Source organism: Kocuria sp. CPCC 205231, assembly GCF_040980965.1.
Lineage (GTDB): Bacteria > Actinomycetota > Actinomycetes > Actinomycetales > Micrococcaceae > Kocuria > Kocuria rosea.
Window position 1 is genome coordinate 114725 of record NZ_JAVKPP010000004.1, and the last position, 22581, is coordinate 137305.

Genomic DNA, 22581 nt, shown 5'->3' on the forward strand with positions numbered 1-22581 from the left:
GCCCTCCCGAATGCGCCGAGTCCCCAGTCCCGTCGCAGATCCCCAGATTGAGTTTGGGGAACTGCCACAGCACTGGGGACTCGGCGGAAATGGTGCCCGGAGTGTGGGGGCTCGGCGGGGCGAGTGGGGCAGGGCGAGGGTCAGTCGCGGGGGCGGGTGAGGTCGGCGTCCTCGTAGCGGACCATCTTGGAGCCGGTGACCAGCTTGTGCCCGAACCACAGGGCCAGGAACAGCGGCAGGCCGATGTAGGCGGTCAGGGCGGCCATGAGGTCCATGTCGCCGATGAAGGCCTGGTAGTTCTGCCCGAGGATCACCACGGCGCACAGCACGAGCGCCACCAGGGGCCCGAGCGGGAAGAACCGTGCCCGGTAGGGCAGGTCCGCGAGGTCCTTGCCCTGGGCGGTGTAGGCCTTCCGGAAGCGGTAGTGGCTCCAGGCGATGCCCATCCACACGATGAACCCGGCCAGCCCCGAGGCGCTGACCAGCCACACGTAGGCGTCACCGTCCCCGATGAAGGTGGTGAGGAAGGACGCCCCGCCCACCAGGGTGGTGGCGATCAGCGCGTTCATGGGCACGCCGCGGCGGTTCACCTTGGCCAGGAAGCGCGGGGCCTTGCCGCTGTCGGCCAGGGCCCAGAGCATGCGGGTGGAGGCGTAGAGCCCGGAGTTGCCGGCCGAGAGGATGGCAGTGAGGATCACCGCGTTCATCACCGAGGCCGCCGCCAGCACGCCCGCGTTCTGGAAGACCAGGGTGAACGGGGAGATCGAGATGTCCTCGACGCCGTTCGTGAGCAGGTTGGGGCTGGTGTAGGGGATGAGGAAGCCGATCACGGTGATCGCGCCCACGTAGAAGAGCAGGATGCGCACGAACACGGTGCGGATGGCGCGCGGGACGTTCTTCTCGGGGTTCTCCGCCTCGCCGGCGGCGACGCCGACGAGCTCGGTGCCCTGGAAGGAGAAGCCGGCCACCATGAAGATCGCCAGGATGCCGAGGCCGCCGCCCACGAAGGGCGCCTCCCCGGTGGTCCAGTTCTCGAAGCCGGGCGACTCCCCGCCCAGGATGCCGACGATCATGAGGATGCCGAGCCCCAGGAAGAGCACGATCGTGACGACCTTGACGAGGGAGAACCAGAACTCGCTCTCGCCGTAGGCCCGGGCGCTCAGGGCATTGAGGGCGAACAGGATGGCCAGGAAGGCCCCGGACCAGATCCAGGAGGGCGAGTCGGGGAACCAGTAGCGCATGATCAGCGCGGCGGCCACGAGCTCGGCGGCCACGGTGATCGCCCAGTTGTACCAGTAGTTCCAGCCGATGGCGAAGCCGAAGGACGGGCTCACGAAGCGGGTCGAGTACTCCTCGAACGCGCCCGAGACCGGCAGGTAGGTGGCCATCTCGCCGAGGCTCTGCATCAGCAGGAAGACCATGAACCCGATGGCCACATAGGCCAGCAGGGCCCCACCGGGACCGGCGGTGGCGATGGTGTTGCCCGAGGCCACGAACAGGCCGGTGCCGATGGCGCCGCCCATCGCGATCATGGTCAGGTGACGGGGCTTGAGACTGCGGCGCAGCCTGTCCTGGGCCGGCGGCTGCTCCTGGATCTCAGGAGCGCTCTGCTCGGCCCGAGGGCGTGCGGTGGTGGTCACGCGGAATCTTCTCCTCTGCTGCGGTGGACGGACCCGGAAGGAGGAAGTGGGGGGCGCCGTCCCCCCGAACGGTCCTGGCCGATTATGGGGGAACGATTGCAAAACCGAAATTCGGCGGGAAGCCGCCGGTCGTGCTTCCGCCTAGGATGGACGGGTGAAAACGCATCCGGATCCGGGCCAGGCCGCGCCGCGCCGCGGATCCCGCCCGATCGTGGATGTGGCCATTCTCACCGGCGCCCTCCTGGCCCTGGTCGCCGCGACGCTCGCCGCCCGGTGGGCGTGGACGCCGGCCCCGGGGCCACAGGAGCAGGTCTCCTGCGCCCCCTACGGCCTCGAGGACGTGAGCACCGCCCCGCGCGGCGGAGCCCGCCCGCTCAGCACCGGCCCGGTGCTCTCCGGCGGACTGCGCTGGGCGGAGGGGACCTCGGACCGGCTCGACGTGACCTTCGAGCACGAGGGCACGACCAGCAGCTACCACGTCTTCGCCGACGGCATCGACTGGAGCGAGCCGGTCGGCGTGGTCTTCCGCCTGCACGGGGACGGGGCCTACGAGTACGAGCACCCGGAGCACAAGGTGTCCTGCCTCGCGGAGGTCGCGCGCTCGCACAACGCGGTGCTCGTGGCCCCCCGCACCCCGGACCGGCAGGGCGAGCCCACCTGGTGGGAGGACCTCGACGGCAACGCCGACTGGTTCGAGGCCCTCGCCGAGCAGGAGATCTTCGCCGAGTACGACCTCGACCGCTCCCGCACGTGGCTGCACGGCTACTCCGGCGGCGCCGAGTTCATCAGCTACGAGCTGCTGGCCGACCGCGCGGACTTCCTGCAGGGCGGCGGCGCGGTGCTCTCCGGCGGCGGCGGGGCGCCGTCCACCGGGACCTCGGAGCCGACGGAGGAGCAGCTCGAGCAGCTCGTCCTGCACTGGGACGTGGGCCTCGAGGACGACGGCACCGACCCCTACGCCCCGTTCGACGCGCTCTCCGCGGCGGCCGCCGGGCACGCCTGGTACGAGGACGCCGGCTGGGCGCGGACCAGCGTGCGCTACCGCGAGGGCGTGGACCACTTCGAGCTGCCCGAGGCCCGGGTGCTCGACGCCGCGATGACCGCCGGGGAGTCCCCGGCAGAGCGCTCGGCGGAGCTCTCGCCCGCCCCCTCGGCAGAGCCGTCGGGAGGGGCCCCGACCGGCGGACGTGACTGATCTCTCGTCGTCGTCCCAGGTCAGTGCGAGATCGGCGGAATGGCGCGGCGCAGTGGGCGGGGCGGGGACCCGGGGCGGCGCCGCGACACCCCGTTCGGCTTGCATATGCAATGGCACCGACCGTACGGTGCAGTAAGCAAAGCTGGCAGGGGAGCCGGCTCAGGGGGAAGGCCGATGCGGGGGCATCACGGCCGAACACACACTCTCGGCACCGCGCTGATCCGGCGCGCGTGCTCCCGGGTGCCTTCCGTCCGGTCCGTCCGGTCCCTGGGCCCGTCCTTCCTGTCGGCACCGGCCGCTGTGCAGATCCGCAGCGGCAGTGAAGTCGATGGGGGATTCAATGACAGTGCGCCCAACCACGCGCAGCGGCTCGACCCGCCAAGGAGGCGGTCGGCACCTGCTCGAGGACCGCTACCCGGAGCAGGACCCGATGGAGGACGGCGAGGTCCTCGACCGCGCCCTGCACACGCAGCCCATGCCGCAGGTCCCGGGCCGCGCCGTCTTCCCCGTCTCGCCCGCGCCGGCCCCGCGCACGCTCGTGGACATCGTCATGGACACCGTCTCGCGCCACCCGGACGCGGTGGCCCTCGACGACGGGACCACCGTGCTCAGCTACGCCGAGTTCCTCGAGCGCGTCGAGGCCCAGGCCCAGCGCCTGTGGGACCTCGACATCGGCCGCGGGGACCGCGTGGGCATCCGCGTCCCCTCCGGGACCGTGGACCTCTACGTGGCCGTCCTCGGCACGATCTTCGCCGGCGCCGCCTACGTCCCGGTCGACTTCGACGACCCGGACGAGCGGGCGAACACGGTCTGGGAGGAGGCCTCGGTGTGCGCCGTCTACGGCGCGGACCTGTCCCTCCGGCCCCGCACCGGCGTCCGCGCGGGCGCGGACTGCCAGCAGCCCGGCACGGGCGACGACGCCTGGATCATCTTCACCTCCGGCTCCACCGGCAAGCCCAAGGGCGTGGCGATCAGCCACCTCTCGGCCGCCGCCCTCGTGGACGCCGAGGCCGAGCTCTACCTGCCCCGGCGCCCCCTGGGCCCGGGCGACCGCGTGATGGCGGGGCTCTCCGTGGCCTTCGACGCCTCGTGCGAGGAGATGTGGCTGGCCTGGCGCTCCGGCGCCGCCCTGGTCCCCGCCCCCCGCGCCGTGGTGCGCTCGGGCACCGACCTCGGCCCGTGGCTGGTCGAGCGGGACATCACCGCCGTCTCCACGGTGCCGACGCTCGCGTCGATGTGGCCGGCCGAGGCGCTGAGCCGCATCCGCCTGCTCATCTTCGGCGGGGAGGCGTGCCCCAACGAGCTCGCCGCCCGCCTGGTGCACCCCGGCCGCGAGGTCTGGAACACCTACGGGCCCACCGAGGCCACGGTCATCGCGACCGGCGCCGTGCTCACCGGCGAGCCGCCGGTGCGCATCGGCCTGCCGCTGCCCGGGTGGGAGCTGGCGATCGTCGACACCTCCGGCAACCCCGTCCGGTGGGGCGAGGAGGGCGAGCTGATCATCGGCGGCGTGGGGCTGGGCCGCTACCTGGACCCCGCCAAGGACGCCGAGAAGTTCGCGCCCATGGACACCCTGGGCTGGGAGCGGGCCTACCGCTCCGGGGACCTCGTGCGCGCCGACCCCGAGGGCATCGTCTTCGTGGGCCGCGCCGACGACCAGGTCAAGATCTCCGGCCGGCGCGTGGAGATGGGCGAGATCGACGAGCAGATGTCGCGGCTGCCCGGCGTGCAGGCCGGCGCCGCCGCCGTGCACACCACCCCGGCCGGCAACCAGGTCCTCGTGGGCTACCTCGTGGCCGAGGCCCCCGGCTCGGTGGACCTCGCCGACGCCCGCCGTCTGCTCGCCGACCGGCTGCCGGGCCAGATGGTGCCCGCGCTGACCCTGATGGACGAGCTGCCCCTGAAGACCTCCGGCAAGGTGGACCGCAAGGCCCTGCCCTGGCCGCTGCCCTCCGCCGGCGCCGCCGCGGAGGCCTCGCAGATCGACGCCGAGCTCGAGTGGCTCGCCGCCCTGTGGGCGGACCAGCTCGGCCCCCTGCCCATCGACGAGGACAGCGACTTCTTCGTCCTCGGCGGCACGTCCGTGGCGGTGGCCAAGCTTGTCTCCGAGATCCGCCGCACCTACCCGGACGCCGCGATCGCCGAGATCTACCGGCACCCCACGCTCGCCGGGATGCACGAGTACCTGACCACGCTGGCGCCCGTCGACGTCGTCGCCCAGGACGCCGCGCGCGAGCGCCGGGTGGCGGACGTCCCCCGCTGGAACGGCCTCGTGCAGATCCCCTTCCTCACGGCCCTCTACGCCGTCTCGGGGCTGCGCTACGTCCTCGGCGCCTCGATCGTCGTGTGGCTGCTCTTCAACGTGCTCGGTGCGGGCTGGGTCCCGAACCCGCCGCTGCTGCCCCTGGTTCTCGGCTGGCTCGTGCTCTTCGCCCTGCCCGGCCGGCTGGTGCTCACCGCGCTGTTCATCCGGCTGCTGACCTTCCGGCTGCGCCCCGGCGCCCACGCCCGCGGCTCCTGGACCCACCTGCGGGTCTGGATGGCCGAGCGGGTGCTGATCTTCAACAAGTTCGAGCCCCTCATGGGCGCCCCCGTGATGGTGCTGTTCTTCCGGCTGCTCGGCAACCGGGTGGGCCGCCACGCCCACCTCGACACGATGCCCCCCGTCAGCGGCATGGCCCGGATCGGCGACGGCGCCGCGATCGAGCACGAGGTGGACCTCTCCGGCTACTGGCTCGAGGGCGACGTCTTCCACCTCGGCGGCGTGACCGTGGGCGAGAACGCCCGGGTCGGCACCCGCACGCTCCTGAGCCCGGGCGCGGTGGTCGAGGCCGGCGCGGAGGTCGACCCCGGCTCCCACGTCACCGGCACCGTCCCCGCCGGCCGCCTGCAGGGCGGCTCCCCGCTCGTGGACCTCGGCCCCGCCGGGGAGTCCTGGCTCGAGTGGGCCCCCGGCCGCAGCAACCGGTTCCTCACCGGGCTGCTGTACGCCCTGGGCCTCGGCACGGTCGGCATCCTGCCCGTGCTGGCCGTGGTCCCGGGCGCGCTGATCGTCTTCACCCAGGTGCGCGGGCTCGAGCTCTACGAGCTCGTCTTCCCCGTCATGGCCCTGTGGGTGCCCGTCTTCGCCGTGCTCACGGTCCTCGTCTACCTCGCCCTGCTCGTGCTGGTCGTGCGCGCGCTCGCCCTGCTGATCCGTCCCGGCCACCACCCCGCCGACGGCACCGTGGGCTGGGCCGTGTGGCTCACGGGCGTGCTGCTGCAGAAGAGCCTGGTCTCCACCTACCCGGTCTACGCCTCGATCGCCACGCCGTTCTTCCTGCGGCTGCTGGGCGCCCGGGTGGGCAGCCAGGTGGAGATCTCCACCGTGGAGACCCTGCCGCACCTCACCACCTTCGAGTCCGGCTCCTTCATGGCCGACCACTCGATGGTCAGCTCTGCCCGGACCGGCTTCGGCTGGATCCACGTGGGCCCCTCGACCGTGGGTGAGCGCTCCTTCGTGGGCAACTCCGCGATCGTGGGCCCGGACCGGGACGTGCCTAAGGACTCCCTGGTCGCCGTGCTCTCCTCCGCCCCGGCCGACGCCGAGCGCGGCACCTCCTGGCTGGGCCGGCTGCCCGAGCCGATCAGCCGCGTCACCGACACCGCGGACGAGGCCGTCACCTACCGGCCACGCCGGCGCCTGGTCGTGGCCCGCACGCTCGTCGAGTCCCTGCGCGCCGTGCCCTTCATGGTCACCGCGTGGATCGACCTCGCGATCGTCTTCGTGCTCACCACCGTGTACATGCGGGCCGGGGGAGGCCTCGACGGCATCGTCTCCGCGCTGCTGTGGGCCACGCCCGTGGTGCTCGCCGCCGGCGTGCTGGCCGCCCTCATCCCCGTGCTGGTCAAGTGGGCCCTCATGGGCCGCTTCCGCGAGGGCGAGCGCCCGCTGTTCAGCTCCTTCGTGTGGCGCAACGAGCTCGCCGACACCTTCGCGGAGTCCCTGGCCGTGCCCGGCCTGATCCGGCTGGCCGTCGGCTCCCCGGTGTTCAACGCCTGGGCCCGGCTGATGGGCGCGAAGATCGAGCGCGGCGTGTGGTGCGAGACCTGGTGGCTGCCCGAGTTCGACCTCGTCCACCTGGGCCGCGGCGCGTCCGTCAACCGCGGGACCGTGCTCCAGACCCACCTGTTCCACGACCGCATCATGCGGCTGCAGCCGGTGTCGATGGAGGCGGGCTCCACCCTGGGGCCCAACAGCTTCGTCCTGCCCGGCAGCACCGTGGAGGCGGGCGCCACGGTGGGCCCCGGCTCCCTGGTCATGGCCCAGGAGACCGTCCCCGCCGGCAGCACCTGGGGCGGCAACCCGATCCGCCCGCTGCACGCCGAGGCCCTTCCCGCCGGAGGTGCCACCCGTGAGCGCTGAGCACGCGGCCGCCACGCGCGGCGGGGGCACCGCGGTGCTCAACGTCCCCGGCGCCTCCGGGCGGCGCACCCGGCGGCGGCTGGTCGGCGTGGACGCCGCCCGGGGCTTCGCCCTGCTCGGGATGGTCGCCGTGCACACCCTGCCCGTCTGGGACGCGGAGAACGAACGCGCCTCCCTTGCCTGGTCCCTGTTCGCCGGGCACTCGGCCGCCCTCTTCGCGACCCTCGCCGGGGTGAGCCTCGCGTTCCTCTCCGGCGGGCGCACCCCGCACACGGGCCGGCGCCTTGCTGGGGACCGGGCGGGACTGGTGGGCCGCGCCGCGGTGATCGCCCTCGTCGGGTTCCTCGTGGGCTTCGTGGCCCTGCCCGTGGACAACATCCTCATCTACTACGGGATGTTCTTCCTGCTCGCCATCCCGTTCCTGGGCCTGCGCATCCGGCACCTGCTGATCAGCGCGGCGGCCTTCACCGTGCTGGCCCCGTTCCTCATGCAGTGGGCCGTGGACGTCCTGCCCGCCCACGTGTACGGCAACCCCACCCTGTGGAACCTGGTCACCGACCCGGTCACCGTGCTCTCCCAGCTGCTGCTGACCGGCACCTACCCGGCGCTGCCGTACATGGCCTACCTGTGCGCGGGGATCGCCCTGGGCCGGATGAACCTCACCAGCCGGCGGGTGCAGCTTTGGCTCGTGGGCGCCGGCGCGGCACTGGCCCTGCTCTCCTGGACGGTGTCCATGGGGGCGCTGCTGGCCCTCGGCGTCTACGACCGGATCTGGGAGGCCACCCCGTGGCTGACCGAGGAGCAGATCGACGAGATCCTCGTCTTCGGCCCGGACCCGTCCCTGCCGACCACCACCCTGTGGTGGCTCATGGTGCCCGCCCCGCACAGCAACACGCCCGTGGCGCTGCTCCTGAGCCTCGGCATGGCCGCATTCGCGCTCGGGGCGTTCCTGCTCCTGGCCCGGCTGATCGGCAAGGCGCTCACGCCGCTGGCGGCCGCCGGATCCATGACGTTCACGCTCTACACCCTGCACCTGCTGTTCCTCGGCACCGGGGTCTACGACCTGCACCCCGGGTTCTGGTTCTGGATGCAGGTGGCCGTGTTCGGCCTCCTGGCCGTCGCGTGGCAGCGCGCCGTGGGCCAGGGCCCGCTCGAGAAGCTGGTGGCCCGCACCTCGAAGCGCATCGCCGGGAGCGTCGCCGCCCGCTGACCTGTGACCCCGGCCCCCTCGCGGCGCCGGCCCCGCGGCCCAGCCGTGACCGTCGAGTCCCCCATGCGTGCGCAGATCCCCAGTTCGATCCTGGGGAAACGCGCACACATGGGGGACTCGGTGCGTGAGAGGGCCGGGGGCTGGGGACTCGGCGTGGCACGGGGCGCATGAGGGCGCCCGGGGACCTCACACGGGCGTCCCGGTGCTGTGAGTGGAAGTGCATCGAGGTGTTACTCCCGCCGTCGGGGACCGAAACACGGGGTTCGTAGCGTGGGAGCACCGCACGCCGCCGTCGCCGTGCTCCGCCCCGCTCGCCCAGGAGGTCACCCGTGAGCTCAGAACTGCATCCCGACCCGGCCACCACGGCAACCGGCACCCCGGCGCCCCCGCCGCTCGCCCTGCGCGAGCGCCCCGGCCGCTGGCTGGACGGCTACCGGCCCGAGGACCCCGACTTCTGGGAGTCCACCGGCCGCCCGATCGCGCGCACCAACCTCAAATGGTCCATCTTCGCGGAGTTCCTCGGCTTCGCCGTCTGGCAGCTGTGGGCCATCACGGTGATCTACCTGCCGGCGGCGGGCTTCGCCTTCAGCGACTCCCAGATCTTCTGGCTGATCTCCATCCCGTCCCTGGTGGGCGCCACGCTGCGCATCCCCTACACCTTCATGGTGGGCCGGTTCGGCGGCCGGAACTGGACCATCGTCTCGGCCCTGCTGCTGCTGGTCCCCACGGTGGGCCTGGCCCTGGCGGTCGGCAACCCGGAGACGCCGTTCGCGGTCATGCTGCTCCTGGCGGCCACGGCCGGCTTCGGCGGCGGCAACTTCGCGTCCTCGATGGCCAACATCACCTACTTCTACCCCGTGCGGGAGAAGGGGTGGGCGCTGGGGCTCAACGCCGCCGGCGGCAACCTCGGCACGGCCGTGGCCCAGCTGCTCGTCCCGATCGCGGTCACCGTCCTCGCGGCCGGGGCCCTGGACCTCCCGCTCGCCGGGTGGATCTGGGTGCCGTTCATCCTGCTCGCGGCGTGGGGCGCCCGGAAGCACATGCACAACCTCTCCCACGCCAAGGGGGACGTCGCGGGGTCCCTGGCCACGGTCCGGGAGCCGCACTTCTGGATCATGTCCTTCCTCTACGTGGGCACCTTCGGCTCCTTCATCGGCTTCTCCAGCGTGTTCCCCAAGCTGATCGCCGACACCTTCCCGGAGTTCTCGTCCTTCAGCGTGGGCGCCGCGGCGCTGTCCCTGGCGTTCCTCGGCCCCCTGGTCGGCTCGGTCTCCCGCCCCTACGGCGGCCGGCTCGCGGACCGCTTCGGCGGCGCCCCGATGACGGTCGCGGTGTTCGCGGTGATGGCGCTGCTCGCGCTCGCCGTGGTGCTCACCCTGCCGCTGGCCAACTTCTGGCTGTTCCTCGGCCTGTTCCTGCTGCTGTTCACCGCGGCGGGCATGGGCAACGGCTCCACCTACCGGATGATCCCCTCGATCTACCGGGTGCTGGGACTGCGGCAGCAGCAGGACGCGGCGGTCTCCACCGAGCGCAAGGCCTCGGCCGCCCTCGGGCTGATCGGCGCGGTCGGCGCGTACGGCGGCTTCCTGATCCCGCAGGCGCTCAACCTCTCGAACAGCACCACCGGGGCCTACAGCGCGGCGTTCTACGGCTTCGTGGCCTTCTACGTGGTGGCGCTCGCGGTCACCTGGTGCTGCTATCTCCGCAAAGGCACCGAGATGGGCGACAGCCACATCTGAGCCCGCGGCCCCGCCCGTCCCGCCGACCCCAGGAGGAACCGCCCGCATGAGCACCACGGCCACCCACTGCCCGTACTGCGCCCTCCAGTGCGCCATGACTCTGGACACCGGTTCGGCGGCCGCCGCGGCGCAGGGCTACCCGGAGGTCGCCGCCCGGCAGTTCCCCACCAACCGGGGCGGGATGTGCCGGAAGGGCTGGACGTCGGCGGAGCTGCTCGCCGACCCCGCGCGGCTCACGGCGCCGCTGCTGCGCGGGGCGGACGGCGTCTTCCAGGAGGTGTCCTGGGCCGCGGCCCTGGACCGGATGGCCGCGGAGTTCCGGGCCGCCCAGGAGCGGCACGGCCGGGACGGGGTGGGGATCTTCGGCGGCGGGTCGCTGACCAACGAGAAGGCCTACCAGCTGGGGAAGTTCGCGCGGGTGGCCCTGCGGACCTCGCGGATCGACTACAACGGCCGGTTCTGCATGTCCTCCGCCGCGGCTGCCGCCAACCGGTCCCTCGGCCTGGACCGGGGCCTGCCGTTCCCCGTGACGGACCTCGACGACGCCCACACCGTCCTGCTGCTGGGCACGAACCCCGCCGAGACCATGCCCCCGTTCGTCCAGCACCTGCAGCACGCCCGCCAGCACGGGGGCCTCGTCGTCGTCGACCCCCGCCGTTCCGCCACGGCCCGGATGACCGACGACGACGGCGGACTGCACCTGCAGCCCACCCCCGGCTCCGACCTCGTGCTGCTGCTGGGGCTGGCCCACGTGGTCCTGCACGAGGGCCTCGCGGACCGGGAGTACCTCGAGCGGCGCACCACCGGCTCGGAGGCCTTCACGACGAGCGTCAGCGCGTGGTGGCCCGAGCGGGTCGAGCAGGTCACCGGCGTCCCGGCGGAGCGGATCCGCCGGGCCGCCCGCCTGCTGGCCCGGGCGCGGAAGGGGACCTACGTCCTGACCGGGCGCGGGGTGGAGCAGCACGTCGACGGCACCGACACCGCGACCGCCGCGATCAACCTGGCCCTGCTCCTCGGGCTGCCCGGGCGCGAGGGCTCCGGCTGGGGCACCCTGACCGGGCAGGGCAACGGGCAGGGCGGGCGGGAGCACGGCCAGAAGGCCGACCAGCTGCCCGGCTACCGCAGCATCTCGGACCCCGCCGACCGCGCGCACGTGGCGGGGGTGTGGGGCGTGGACCCCGCCGGGCTGCCCGGCCCCGGGATCCCGGCCGCGGAGATGCTGACCACCCTCGGCACCACCGGCGGCGTCCGCTGCCTGTGGGTCAACGGCTCCAACGTGGTGATCGGCGCCCCGGACACCGACGCCGTGGTCCGCGGGCTGCAGGCCCTGGACTTCCTGGTGGTCTGCGACTTCTTCTTCTCCGAGACCGCCGAGTTCGCCGACCTCGTCCTGCCGGTGCTGCAGTGGGCCGAGGAGGAGGGCACCATGACGAACCTCGAGGGCAGGGTGCTGCGCCGCCGCCGCGCGCTCGACCCGCCGCCGGGGGCGAGGGACGAGCTGTGGATCATGGCCGAGCTCGCCCGCCGGCTCGAGGCCCCGGGCACGTTCAGCCCCGACCCGGAGGAGGTCTTCGAGGAGCTGCGCCGGGCCTCGGCCGGCGGGAAGGCCGACTACTCGGGGATCGGCTGGGCCGCCCTGGACGCCGGCGAGGCCTGCTGGTGGCCGCACCCCGCCGGGGCGTCCGCGGGCACGCCGCGGGTCTTCCTCGACCGCTTCGGCCACCCGGACGGACGGGCCGTGCTCGTCCCGGTCCGCCCGCGCGCCGCCGGCCGGGCCGTGGACCCGAGCCCGCGCGGGCACCGGCGGGAGCCCCTGCACACCGCGGGGACCCTCACCCTGACCACCGGCCGCTGGCTGGAGCACTACCAGTCCGGCAACCAGACCCGCCGCGTGCCCTCGCTGCACGCGGCCCGCCCCGGGGCGCGGCTGCAGATCCACCCCGCGACCGCCGCCGCCCTCGGGATCCGCGAGGGCGCCGCGGTGGAGCTGACCAGCGCCCGCGGCCGGGCCGTGGCCCGCGCCGAGCTGAGCACCGACATCCGCCCGGACACGGTGTTCCTGCCCTTCCACTACGCCGGGACCCAGACCGCCAACCGGCTCGTGTCCTCGACGGCCGTGGACCCGGTCTCGGCCATGCCCGAGTTCAAGGCCGGCTCCGTCACCGTCCGGGCGATCGACGCCGAGGAGACGATCCGATGACCGCGCACCGTCCCACCCGTGCCTCCGGCACCCCGATGCGGCCCGGCGAGCACGTCGTCGTCATCGGCTTCGGCCCCGTGGCCGCCCGCTTCGTCGACGACGTCGCCGACCTCGCCGCCGCGGGCACGATCCGCCTCACCGTGATCGGCGGGGAGACCGACCCGGCCTACAACCGGGTGCTCGTGGGCGAGCACGCCGTGGGCCGCGCCGAGCGTGCCACGATGGCCCTGGCCGACCCCGAGGTTCTGGCCCGCTCCGGCATCGACGTGCTGCTCGGCACGCAGGTCACCCGGATCGACCGCTCCCGCCGGGTCCTGCGGCTCACCGACGGGCCGACGGGGGAGACCCGGGAGCTCGGCTACGACCGCCTGGTCCTGGCCACCGGGGCCCGCCCGAACCTGCCCGTGCTGCGCGGGATCAACCCGGACCCCGGCGCCTACGAGCACCTGCCCGCCGGGGTCACGGCGCTGCGCGACCTGCGCGACGCCCGGGCCGTGCGCGCCGTCGTCGAACGGCGCGGCCGCGTGGTGGTCCTGGGCGGCGGCGTGCTCGGGCTCGAGGCCGCGCTCGCGGCGAGCGAGGCCGGCTGCCCGGTCACCGTGGTCCACCACGCGGCGTGGGTGCTGACCCGCTCCCTCGACGCCCCCGGCGGCGCGCTGCTGGGCCGCGCGCTCGCCGACGCCGGCGTGGAGGTGGTCTCCGGCGCCCAGGCGCGCGAGGCCTCCCTCGACGAGGACCGGTCCTTCCGGGGGCTCGTGCTCGAGGACGGCCGGACCCTGCCGGGCGACCTGCTGCTGCTGTCGATCGGCGTCACGGCGCGCACGGAGCTCGCCGAGGGCGCCGGGCTGCGCACTGCCCGCGGGATCGTGGTCAACCACGAGCTCGAGGCCGACGTGGAGCAGCGGGTCTTCGCGGTGGGGGACTGCGCCGAGGTGCTGTGCAAGGACCCGTCCTGCCGGGTCTGCCCCGGCCGGGACGGCATGGGCCCGTCCGGTCTGATCGGTCCCGGCTGGCGGCAGGCCGAGTGGCTGGCCGCCCGGATCCGCGCCGAGCTGGACGCCGTGGCCGAGGGCGGGACGGCCGTGCTCGCCCCCCTCACCACCGGTCCCGCCGGCGCGGTGCGGCTCAAGGCCCACCAGGTGGAGCTCGCCTGCGCCGGGACGGTCGGGGGCCTGCCCTGGGAGCCCCGCCCGGACGGCGGGACCGTGGTGCAGTGGGCGGACGGCTCGGCCGGCAGCTACGCCCAGCTCGTGCTGCGCCCCGACCGCACGCTCGAGGGATACATCGTGCTCGGCCTGCCCCGCGCCGCCGCCGAGATCGGGCTCCTCCACGACCGCGGCGAGCCCGTGCCCGAGGACCCCGGCGTCCTGCTGCGCCTCGACGGCCCGGACGCCGGGACGCAGGAGGAGACCCGGCTGACGCCCGAGTCCACGGTCTGCCACTGCGCCGGCGTCACGATGGGCCGGATCACCGACGCAGTGGGGCAGGGCGCCGCCACCCTCGAGGAGGTCAGCTGCGCCACCCGCGCCTCGACAGGCTGCGGGGGCTGCACGGACACGGTGCGCCGGCTCGTCGAGGAGCACGCCGCCGCGGCGTGAGGGGTCCCGTGCCGCCGGAGGGCCACGCACCGGCGTGTGCTCTCGCACAAGGGTGGACAGCGTCACCGGCCCGTCACGATTGGCCGGGGTGCCCCGGGGTGCGAAGATGGTCGCGCCCGCCGCCCGCCCGCGCGGGCCTGCACCGACGAACAGGACGACCATCCATGAGGGAGCGCCCCACCGAGCACCGGCCCGCGGCGGCTGCGTCCCGCGGTGCCGCGCTGCGGTCCTCGAGGCGCCTGGTGGGCCTCGACGCCGCCCGCGGGCTGGCGCTCGTGGCCATCATGTGCGTGCACATCCTGCCCGTGTCCTACGCCGCCACGGGCCGGCCCACGGTGACGTGGATCCTGTTCCCCGGCGACTCCCCGGCCCTGTTCGCCCTGCTGGCCGGCACGGGGCTGGCGCTCACCTCCGGCGGGCGCCGCCCGCTCCGCGGCCGCGAGATGACGGCCGCCCGGGCCGGCATCGCGGTGCGCGCGCTGCTGCTGCTGATCCTGGGACTGGTCATCGGCCACCTCATGCCGCCGGAGCCCCCGGCCTACAACATCCTGATCTACTTCGCCGCGTACTTCCTGCTCGCCCTGCCCTTCCTGGGGCTCGGGCCGCGGGCCCTGTTCCTCGGCGCGGGCGCCGCCCTGGTGGCCGGCCCGCTGCTGCTCCACTTCGCCGGGGAGTCGCTGCCGGGCTTCTCCTCCTACAACCCGACCTTCGTCACCCTGGTCACCGAACCGCTCGCGGTGCTCGGCCAGCTGCTCCTGACGGGCACCTACCCCGCCCTGCCGTACCTGGCCTACCTGCTGGCGGGCCTGGCCATCGGCCGGCTCAACCTCCGCCGCCGCGACGTCCAGGTCCGGCTGGTCGTGGTGGGCACGGTCCTCGCGGTGACCGCGAAGCTGGTCTCCCGGCAGCTGCTCTACGCCGGGGACGTCTACACCAGGCTGCTGTTCAGCGACCCGGACCTCACCGTGGCGCAGCTCGAGAGCCTGCTGACCTACGGCCCCGAGGACACGCTGCCGACGACCTCGCCGTGGTGGCTCGTGCTCACCACCCCGGACGTCAACACCCCGTTCTCCGTGGCGTGGAGCCTCGGGGTGAGCCTGGCCGTCGTCGGGACCTGCCTGCTCCTGGCCCGCCGGCACAGCGCCTGGCTGCTGCCCGTGACGGCCGTGGGCGCGATGAGCCTCACCCTGTACACGGCGCACCTCGTGTTCCTGTCCTTCGAGCTCTTCCACACCGCGCCCCTGCTCTGGCTGGTCGCGAGCCTGGTGCTCTCCGTGCTGTTCGCCCTCGCCTGGCAGCGAGCCTTCGGGCGGGGCCCACTGGAACGGGCGATGAACGCGGTGGTCCGGCCGGTCCGCCGGGCCGTGGCTCAGGGGTCCAGCCGGTAGCCGCGCTTGATCACCGTGGCGACCAGGGGGGCGGGCAGGATCCGGCGCAGCCGGGAGATCACCATCTCCAGGGCGTGCTCGGTCTCCAGGCCCGGCACCGCGGACAGCAGCAGCCCCCGGGAGACCACCGCCCCGGGGTGCGCCGCGAGCGCCCGCAGCACCGCGACCTGGGCGTCGGAGAGCGGGACGAACACGCTCTCCAGGGCGGCGCCGGTGCTCATCAGCCGCAGCGTCCCGTGCCGGGTGGGCACCACCAGGGTGCGCTCCTCGACCGCGTGGGTGCACACCGCCCGGACCAGGGCCCCCAGCCGGTAGCGCTCCGGCACGAGCGGCTCCACCCCGACCTCCAGCAGGGGCCCGGCGCACACCGGCCCCACCGCGGCGGCCGTGACGTCCGTGCGCAGGGCGTCCACGAGGTCCTCGTAGCGGCCCATCTCCTGGGCGGTGCTGAACAGGGAGTCCACGGCCGGAGCGGCGGTGAAGGTCAGCACGTCCAGGCGGCGTTCGCACACCTCGCGGATCAGGCCGGGCAGGCGCTCGCCGTCGTCGGCGGAGAGCCACCGGTAGGGGGAGACCGTGTCCACCTGCGCCCCGGCGGCCACGAGCCGCTCCAGCTGGATCTGGTCCGTCAGCCCGTGCAGCTGGACGGCCACGCGGGCGCCGGCCACACCGTCGGCCAGGAGCCGGTCGACCACCGACGAGGTCCGCTCGTCCTCGGAGACCTCCGCGTCCTCGAGCTCCAGGGAGAGCACCTGGCCCCGGGCTTTCGCCCCGCGGGTGAGCACCCGGGCGGCCCGGAAGGCGTCCCGCAGGTCCTCCCCGAGGCCCGCGGCGTCGGCGGCCTCGAACCACCGGCGCAGCCCGTAGGCGGTGGTCACCACGATGATCGCGGGCCGGTGGGCGAGCAGCGTGCGCGTGTCCTCGACCACCCGGGTGTCCTCGGCCACGGGGGAGATCATCAGGGCGGGCGCGTGCACCACCTGCGCGCCGCGGCGCTCCAGGGCGGCGATGAAGTCCGTGGCGCGGCGGTGGGCCGTCACGCCGACGCGGAACCCGGTGAGTTCCCCGAGCGCGCCGGGCGCGCCGTGGTCACCGGGTGCTGGGGCGGTGGGTGCGGCGGTCATGCTCCGAGCGTAGGTCGGTCCTGTGACCACGGTGTTACCCCAGGTTTCCGATTCCGCACCACCTGCCCCGCGGACGCGGTGCGGGGAACCGCGGAGTGCCGGAGGTCCCGCTGGCGTGCACGGTGGGGCCCGCGGACTTCACGGAATCGTGAGGTGTGCGCAACGGGAGCGCCACGTGCGGCAGAGATCCTGGTTCCGGAAGGGTCCCGGAGCACTGGGACCTCGGATGCGGCTCGGGTCCGGACCCTGGGAGTGCCGGGGCGGGTGCGGGAGGACGGGGGAGTCATGAGGTGGACGTCCGGAACGGAGCGTTTCGCCCCGGCCGCGGCCACGGGCGGGGCCCGCAGGTCCCCGGCGTGGTGGGCGGGCCTCGACGCGGCCCGCGGGCTGGCGCTGATCGGGCTGATGGCGGTGCAGGTCCTGCCCGGCCACCACGCCGTGACCCCGGCACCGGCCTGGCCGCACCTCTTCCTCTCGCAGACCTCGGCGGCACTGTTCATCCTGCTGGCCGGGGTGGGACTGGCGCTCGGGTCCGGGGGACGGTTCCCGCACCGGGGCAGATGGCTGGTCGCCGATCGGGTGGGGCTGGCCGTGCGGGCGGTGCTGATCGCCGTGGTGGGCCTGGGAATCGGGGCGCTGATGCCCGGGGACGTCTCGGCCGACAACCTCCTGATCTGCTGCGGGGTGCTCTTCGTGCTGGCCATCCCGTTCCTGCGCCTGTCCGCGACGGCGTTGTTCGTCTGCGCGGCGGTGCTCTGGATGGTGGGCCCGCTGCTGGTGCAGGGCGTGACGGACGTCCTGCCGGCACCCGCCTCCGCCCACCCCGCGTTCGCCGACGTGCCGGCGGAGCCGGGCGGGACGGTCTCCCGGCTGCTGGTGACCGGCACCTACCCGGCCCTGCCGTACCTGAGCTGTCTGCTGGTCGGGCTGGGGGTGGGGCGGATGAACCTGCGCGACACGGGGATCCAGGTCCGGCTGCTGGCGGCGGGGGCGAGTCTGGTCGTCCTCGCCCGGACCGCCGACCCCTTCGGACCGTACGTCGTCGGCGGCCACGGCCGGGTGCCGGCGACCGGCGGGACGGGCACGGACGAGCTGGCGGAGGTGCTGGTGCGGGGCCCGGACCCGTGGCCCGTCGACGGCGTGTGGGCGATCGCCGCCGGCCTGGGCGTGGCACTGCTGGTGCTGGGGGGCTGCCTGCTGATCTCCCGCAGGGCCGGGGCATGGTCGCTGCGGCTGTCGGCCGTGGGGGCGATGGGCCTGAGCGTGCACACCGCCCACCTGGTGGCGCTGTCCGTGGAGATCCGGTACGACCTCCCCGTCATCTGGTCCGTCGCCCACCTGGGGGCGGCGGTCCTGCTGGCCGTCGGCTGGCGCCGGGCGCTGGGCCGGGGGCCGTTGGAGCGGGTCCTCGACGCCGTCGGGGACGCCGGCCGCCGCACCGTGCTCCACCGGCAGGGCCGGCTCCACCGGACGTGACCCCCGGCGACGCGGGCCCCTCCGGCCCGGTTCCGCCGGGAGCCCGATCCGGACCAGGACGCACCCCACCGGCGGCCCCGGGCCGCGTCAGATTCCGGGGATCGCAGCGCCCTCGCGCACCGGGATCCGCGGACCGGTCAGCAGCACGGGGCCGTCGCCGGCCTCGGCGGCGGCGCGCTCGGCGTCGGTCGCGGGGCGGCGCTGACCGCGCTCGAGCACGTAGTCCTGGGAGTCGTCCGGGGCGGCGTCGTTGACGAAGGAGCGGAAGCGGCGCAGCCGCTCGGGGTCCTTCAGCGTGGCGGCCCACTCGTCCTCGTAGCGGTCCACGTGCCGGGCCATCGCGGCCTCGAGCTCCTCGCCGATGCCCAGGGAGTCCTCGACGACGACGGCGCGCGCGTGGTCGATCCCGCCGTCGAGCTCCTCCTGCCACCGGGCCGTGCGCTGCATCCGGTCCGCGGTGCGGATGTAGTACATGAGGTACCGGTCGATGTACCGGACCAGGGTCTCGTCGTCCAGGCCCTGGGCCAGCAGCTGGGCGTGGGCGGGGTTCGCGCCGCCGTTGCCGCCGGTGTAGAGGTTCCAGCCGTCGGTCGTGGAGATGATGCCCACGTCCTTGCCGCGGGCCTCGGCGCACTCGCGGGCGCAGCCCGAGACGCCCATCTTGAACTTGTGGGGCGAGCGCAGCCCCCGGTAGCGCAGCTCCAGCCGCACGGCCATGCCCACGGAGTCCTGCACCCCGTAGCGGCACCACGTGGAGCCCACGCAGGACTTCACGTTGCGCAGCGCCTTGCCGTAGGCCTGCCCGGACTCGAAGCCGGCGTCCACGAGCTCCCGCCAGATCTCCGGCAGCTGCTCGAGCCGGGCCCCGAACATGTCCACGCGCAGGGCCCCGGTGATCTTGGTGTAGAGCCCGTACCGGCGGGCCACCTCGCCGAGCACGATGAGCTTCTCCGGGGTGATCTCCCCGGCCGGCACGCGCGGGACCACGGAGTACGTGCCGTCCTTCTGCATGTTGGCCAGGGCACGGTCGTTGGTGTCCTGGAGGGCGCCCCGGCCGGAGTCGAGCACGTACTCGTCCCGCTGGGAGGCGAGCACGGAGGCGACCACGGGCTTGCAGATGTCGCAGCCCAGTCCGGTGCCGAAGCGGGCCACGACCTCGTCCCAGGAGGACAGGTCCAGGGCGCGCACGGCCTCGAAGAGCTCGGCGCGGGAGAGCTCGAAGTGCTCGCACAGCGCCCTGGAGACCTCCACGCCGGCCTTCGCCAGTTCCAGGTCCAGGGTCTTCTTGAGCATCGGGACGCAGGACCCGCACTGCGTGCCGGCCCGGGAGCACTTCTTGAGCTCGCCGATCTCGTGCACGCCGCAGGAGATCTGCTTCCGCACGGCCCCGGTGGTGACGTTGTTGCAGGAGCAGATGACGGCGTCGTCGGGCAGGTCCCCGGCGGGGGCGTCCACGCCGGAGGCGGAGAGGTAGGCGCCGGGCTCGCCGGGCAGCTCCCGGCCCAGCAGCGGGCGCAGGGCGTTGTACGGCTCGGCGTCCCCCACGAACACCCCGCCCAGCAGGGTCCGCGCGTCCTGGGTGACCACGACCTTCTGGTACATCCCGCGGGCGGGGTCCGCGTAGACGACCTCGAGGCAGTCCTCGGTCTCGCCGTAGGCGTCGCCGAAGGACGCCACGTCCACGCCGGAGAGCTTGAGCTTGGTCGCGGTGTCGAAGCCGTCGAACGTGGAGCGCCCGCCGGCCATCCGGTCGGCGACGATCTCCGCCATGGTGTTCGCGGGGGCCACGAGCCCCAGGCACTCCCCGTTCCAGGAGGCGACCTCGCCGATCGCCCACACGTGCTCCGCGGAGGTGCGGCAGGCCTCGTCGATGACCACGCCGCCGCGCGGAGCCGTCGCGACGCCCGCGTTGAAGGCCAGCCGGTCCCGGGCCCGGATGCCGGTGGCCACGATGACCAGGTCCGCCTCGAGGTCGGCGGAGTCCCGGAACTCGACGGCGCACACCTCGCCGTCGGACTTGCGCAGCCCCACGCCGGAGGGGCGCTCGCCCAGGTGCAGGCGCACGCCGCGCGCGGTGATGAGGGCGTTGAGGGAGCGGCCGGCACCCTCGTCGAGCTGCGCGTTCATCAGCCACTTGCGGGAGTGCACCACCGTGGCCTCCGCGCCGAGCTCCTGGAGCCCGCCCGCGGCCTCGAGGCCCAGCAGACCGCCGCCGATGACCACGCCGCGCGGGGTGCGCCCGTAGCGGGCGCGCAGCCGCTCGACCTCGGCGCGGATGGCCGCGACGTCGTCGAGGGTGCGGTAGACGAAGGCGTGGTGGGCGCCGGGGACGTCCAGGCGCGCGGCGTCGGAGCCGGTGGCCAGGACGAGCTCGTCGTAGCCGGTCACGGTCCCGTCCGCCGCGGCGACCGTGCGGGCCGCGGGGTCGATCTCCCGGGCCTTCACGCCCTGGCGCAGGTCCACCCGCGGGTCCTGCCACACCGTGCCCCCGCCCAGCGTGAGGTCGACGGCGCCCGCGGGGCCCGTCAGCGCCTTGGACAGCTGGACGCGGTCGTAGGGGACCCACGGCTCGTCGGCGAACACGGTGAGGCGCACGTGGTGGTCCTCCGCGGACAGCACCGCCTCCGCGAAGCGGTGGGCGGCGGGGCCGCCGCCGACCACGACGACGTGCTGGGGGGACTGCGGGGAGAAGGGGGAGCGCGGCACGGGGACCTCCGGGAGCTGGCGGGCGGCTGGGGCGTTGCCCCCGACTCTAGGGAGACGGGATTGCCCCTCCGTTGCCCCGCCGTTCCGGTCGCTTTTCGCTTCCCTCACCGGGGCCCCGGCTCCGTGTGAGCGGGCTTTGACCGGGGCGAAACGGCCCCGGAGCGCGCCCGTCATCCGCCCCGCCTAACGTCGAGCACGACGTTCCGCCGAGCCGCAGGAGGCCCCACATGACGACCCTCACCCCGACCCCGACCCCGACAGCGATCACGACCGCGACCGCGGTGGACGCGGCGAGCCGTGCTGCCGGCACCGAGTGGCACGACGTGTGCGCCCTGACGGACCTCGAGCCCCTGTGGGGCGAGGCCGCCCGGGTGGCGGGCCGCCAGGTGGCGCTGTACCGGGTGGACGCCACCACGGTGCTCGCGGCCGACCACCGCGATCCCCGCACCGGGGCCTGCGTCATGGCCCGCGGCATCCTCGGCTCCCGCGGCCCGGCCGTCACGGTCGCCTCGCCGCTGCACAAGGAGGTCTACGACCTCGCGACCGGGCTGTGCCTCAGCGGGGACGGCCCCGCCCTGCCGGTGCACCCGGCCGAGGTGCGCGACGGGCGGGTGCTCGTCGGGCTGCCCCGCTGACGGCACGTCGTCGGGGTTCTCCCAGGTACTCCTTCGTAAGATGACCGGGTGACACGACAACACCCTCGGAGCGGTCCCCGGTGGCCCTGGTCCTGGCTGCCGCACCGGCACCGCCACCGCGGTGCGGCGTCCCGGGGCGCCCGGCGGCGGCTGCGCCTGCTCGGGGCCGGCGCCCTGGCGCTGGTGCTCCTGCTCGTCACGACCGTGGCCCTCCTGGTCGGCCGGGACGAGGAGACCCCGGAGGCCGAGGCCCCCGAGACGGTCTCGTGCGCCCGCTACGGCCTCGACGGCGTCCGGGTCACGGCCCGCGGCCCCGGCGGGCCCACGGACGGGGCCGTGCTGGACGCGCGCGTGTTCGGCCCGGGGGAGGAGCGGGAGGACCGCTTCCAGCTCGAGCACGAGCACGACGGGATCACCAGCTCCTACCACGTCTTCGCCGAGGACCTGGACTGGGACCGGCCGGTGGGCGTCGTGTACCACTTCCACGGGGACGGCGCCTTCGAGTACGAGAGCCCCCAGTACACCGCCTCCTGCCTCGCGGAGGTCGCACGAGAGCACAACATGCTGCTGGTGGTCCCGCGGACCCCCGATCGTGCGGGGGAGATCACCTGGTGGGAGGAGCGGGACCTCAACGCGCAGTGGTTCCTCTCGCTCGTCGAGGAGCGGCTCGAGCCCGAGTACGACATCGACCGCTCCCGCACCTGGCTGACCGGGTACTCCGGCGGGGCCCAGTTCATCAGCCAGGAGCTGCTGGCGGACCACGTGGACCTCGTCCCGGGCGGCGGCGCGATCATGATGGGCGGCGGACAGGCCCCGGACCGGCCCTCCGCGGAGCCCACCTCCGAGCAGCTGCAGGAGCTGCGCCTGCGCTGGGACGTGGGCACGGAGGACGACGGGACCGACCCGCAGGCAGAGTTCGACGCCCTGTCCGCGGCGTGGGACGGGCACCACTGGTACGAGGAGCAGGGCTTCGAGCGCGCCCGCATCCGTTACCGGGACGGCGTGGACCACTTCGGGCTGCCGTACGCCCGCATCCTCCAGCGCGCGCTGAACGCGGCCGAGGAGGACTCCCAGGAGCAGTCCTGACGTGCCCCGTCGCCCTGGGTCCTGGGTTTTTCTCGGGCCGGGGACCCGCTCCGCGTTTGCTCTAGTAAGCTCAGACGTGCACCAGTGCGCCGCGAGCCCGTCGTCCACGACAGACGGGCGCGCGCCGGGCGCCGTGCCGGGGGGCGCGGACGGGGCCGGGACCGGCACGGGTGCCCGAA

General features: G+C 74.2%; 13 protein-coding genes. 10 read left to right on the forward strand and 3 right to left on the reverse strand.

The genetic code is table 11. The features are described from left to right. Window positions 1-140: 140 nt before the first annotated feature. On the reverse strand, window positions 141-1595 hold the full coding sequence (locus RF640_RS05225) for an amino acid permease (protein ID WP_368827103.1): 1455 nt from the start codon (window positions 1593-1595) through the stop codon (window positions 141-143). A 199-nt stretch (window positions 1596-1794) separates the two neighbouring features. Between RF640_RS05225 and RF640_RS05230 the strand changes: the two genes are divergently transcribed. The 7 genes from RF640_RS05230 to RF640_RS05260 all read left to right on the forward strand — a co-directional run bounded on the left by RF640_RS05230 (window position 1795) and on the right by RF640_RS05260 (window position 15375). Then, window positions 1795-2835, forward strand: coding sequence for a hypothetical protein (locus RF640_RS05230; protein ID WP_368826966.1), 1041 nt, complete (start codon window positions 1795-1797; stop codon window positions 2833-2835). 340 nt (window positions 2836-3175) lie between these two features. Next, window positions 3176-7240 carry a Pls/PosA family non-ribosomal peptide synthetase gene (locus tag RF640_RS05235; protein WP_368826969.1) on the forward strand — a complete coding sequence of 1355 codons (4065 nt, stop codon included), beginning with the start codon at window positions 3176-3178 and terminating at the stop codon, window positions 7238-7240. Further along, window positions 7230-8450, forward strand: a complete 1221-nt coding sequence (locus tag RF640_RS05240; RefSeq protein WP_368826971.1) for a heparan-alpha-glucosaminide N-acetyltransferase domain-containing protein — start codon at window positions 7230-7232, stop codon at window positions 8448-8450. The genes RF640_RS05235 and RF640_RS05240 overlap by 11 nt, the downstream gene beginning before the upstream one ends. A 341-nt stretch (window positions 8451-8791) precedes the next feature. After that, window positions 8792-10189, forward strand: a complete 1398-nt coding sequence (locus RF640_RS05245; RefSeq protein ID WP_241975710.1) for an MFS transporter — start codon at window positions 8792-8794, stop codon at window positions 10187-10189. Window positions 10190-10235: 46 nt separating this feature from the next. Then, window positions 10236-12389: a molybdopterin oxidoreductase family protein gene (locus tag RF640_RS05250; protein ID WP_368826974.1), complete on the forward strand. Its 2154-nt coding sequence runs from the start codon at window positions 10236-10238 to the stop codon at window positions 12387-12389. After that, window positions 12386-13987 carry an FAD-dependent oxidoreductase gene (locus RF640_RS05255; protein ID WP_368826976.1) on the forward strand — a complete coding sequence of 534 codons (1602 nt, stop codon included), beginning with the start codon at window positions 12386-12388 and terminating at the stop codon, window positions 13985-13987. Before RF640_RS05250 ends, RF640_RS05255 begins: the two co-directional genes overlap by 4 nt. A gap of 164 nt (window positions 13988-14151) precedes the next feature. Beyond that, window positions 14152-15375: a heparan-alpha-glucosaminide N-acetyltransferase domain-containing protein gene (locus RF640_RS05260; RefSeq protein WP_368826978.1), complete on the forward strand. Its 1224-nt coding sequence runs from the start codon at window positions 14152-14154 to the stop codon at window positions 15373-15375. Here RF640_RS05260 and RF640_RS05265 read toward each other — a convergent pair. Continuing rightward, entirely contained in the window at window positions 15357-16499 is a 1143-nt protein-coding gene (locus RF640_RS05265; RefSeq protein ID WP_368826981.1) for a uroporphyrinogen-III synthase, read from the reverse strand. The two genes, RF640_RS05260 and RF640_RS05265, sit on opposite strands and share 19 nt — an antisense overlap. A 285-nt stretch (window positions 16500-16784) precedes the next feature. Between RF640_RS05265 and RF640_RS05270 the strand changes: the two genes are divergently transcribed. Further along, window positions 16785-17975: a heparan-alpha-glucosaminide N-acetyltransferase domain-containing protein gene (locus RF640_RS05270; protein ID WP_368826984.1), complete on the forward strand. Its 1191-nt coding sequence runs from the start codon at window positions 16785-16787 to the stop codon at window positions 17973-17975. Window positions 17976-18062: 87 nt separating this feature from the next. Here RF640_RS05270 and nirB read toward each other — a convergent pair whose 3' ends face one another. Continuing rightward, window positions 18063-20681 (reverse strand): nitrite reductase large subunit NirB, encoded by a 2619-nt coding sequence (gene nirB, locus RF640_RS05275; RefSeq protein WP_368826986.1) that lies wholly within the window; start codon window positions 20679-20681, stop codon window positions 18063-18065. 227 nt (window positions 20682-20908) lie between these two features. Between nirB and nirD the strand changes: the two genes are divergently transcribed. After that, a complete protein-coding gene (gene nirD / locus RF640_RS05280) occupies window positions 20909-21316 on the forward strand; it encodes a nitrite reductase small subunit NirD (RefSeq protein ID WP_115162499.1) in 408 nt (135 codons plus the stop codon). A 48-nt stretch (window positions 21317-21364) separates the two neighbouring features. Then, window positions 21365-22402, forward strand: a complete 1038-nt coding sequence (locus RF640_RS05285; protein WP_052132901.1) for a hypothetical protein — start codon at window positions 21365-21367, stop codon at window positions 22400-22402. The last annotated feature ends 179 nt before the right edge of the window (window positions 22403-22581 follow it).

Bases quoted from the DNA above. Each gene is read 5' to 3' on its own strand.
- RF640_RS05270 (WP_368826984.1), top strand. From the start codon at position 16,785: ATGAGGTGGACGTCCGGAACGGAGCGTTTCGCCCCGGCCGCGGCCACG.
- nirD (WP_115162499.1), top strand. From the start codon at position 20,909: ATGACGACCCTCACCCCGACCCCGACCCCGACAGCGATCACGACCGCG.
- RF640_RS05260 (WP_368826978.1), top strand. From the start codon at position 14,152: ATGAGGGAGCGCCCCACCGAGCACCGGCCCGCGGCGGCTGCGTCCCGC.
- RF640_RS05250 (WP_368826974.1), top strand. From the start codon at position 10,236: ATGAGCACCACGGCCACCCACTGCCCGTACTGCGCCCTCCAGTGCGCC.
- RF640_RS05235 (WP_368826969.1), top strand. From the start codon at position 3,176: ATGACAGTGCGCCCAACCACGCGCAGCGGCTCGACCCGCCAAGGAGGC.
- RF640_RS05265 (WP_368826981.1), bottom strand. From the start codon at position 16,499: ATGACCGCCGCACCCACCGCCCCAGCACCCGGTGACCACGGCGCGCCC.
- RF640_RS05255 (WP_368826976.1), top strand. From the start codon at position 12,386: ATGACCGCGCACCGTCCCACCCGTGCCTCCGGCACCCCGATGCGGCCC.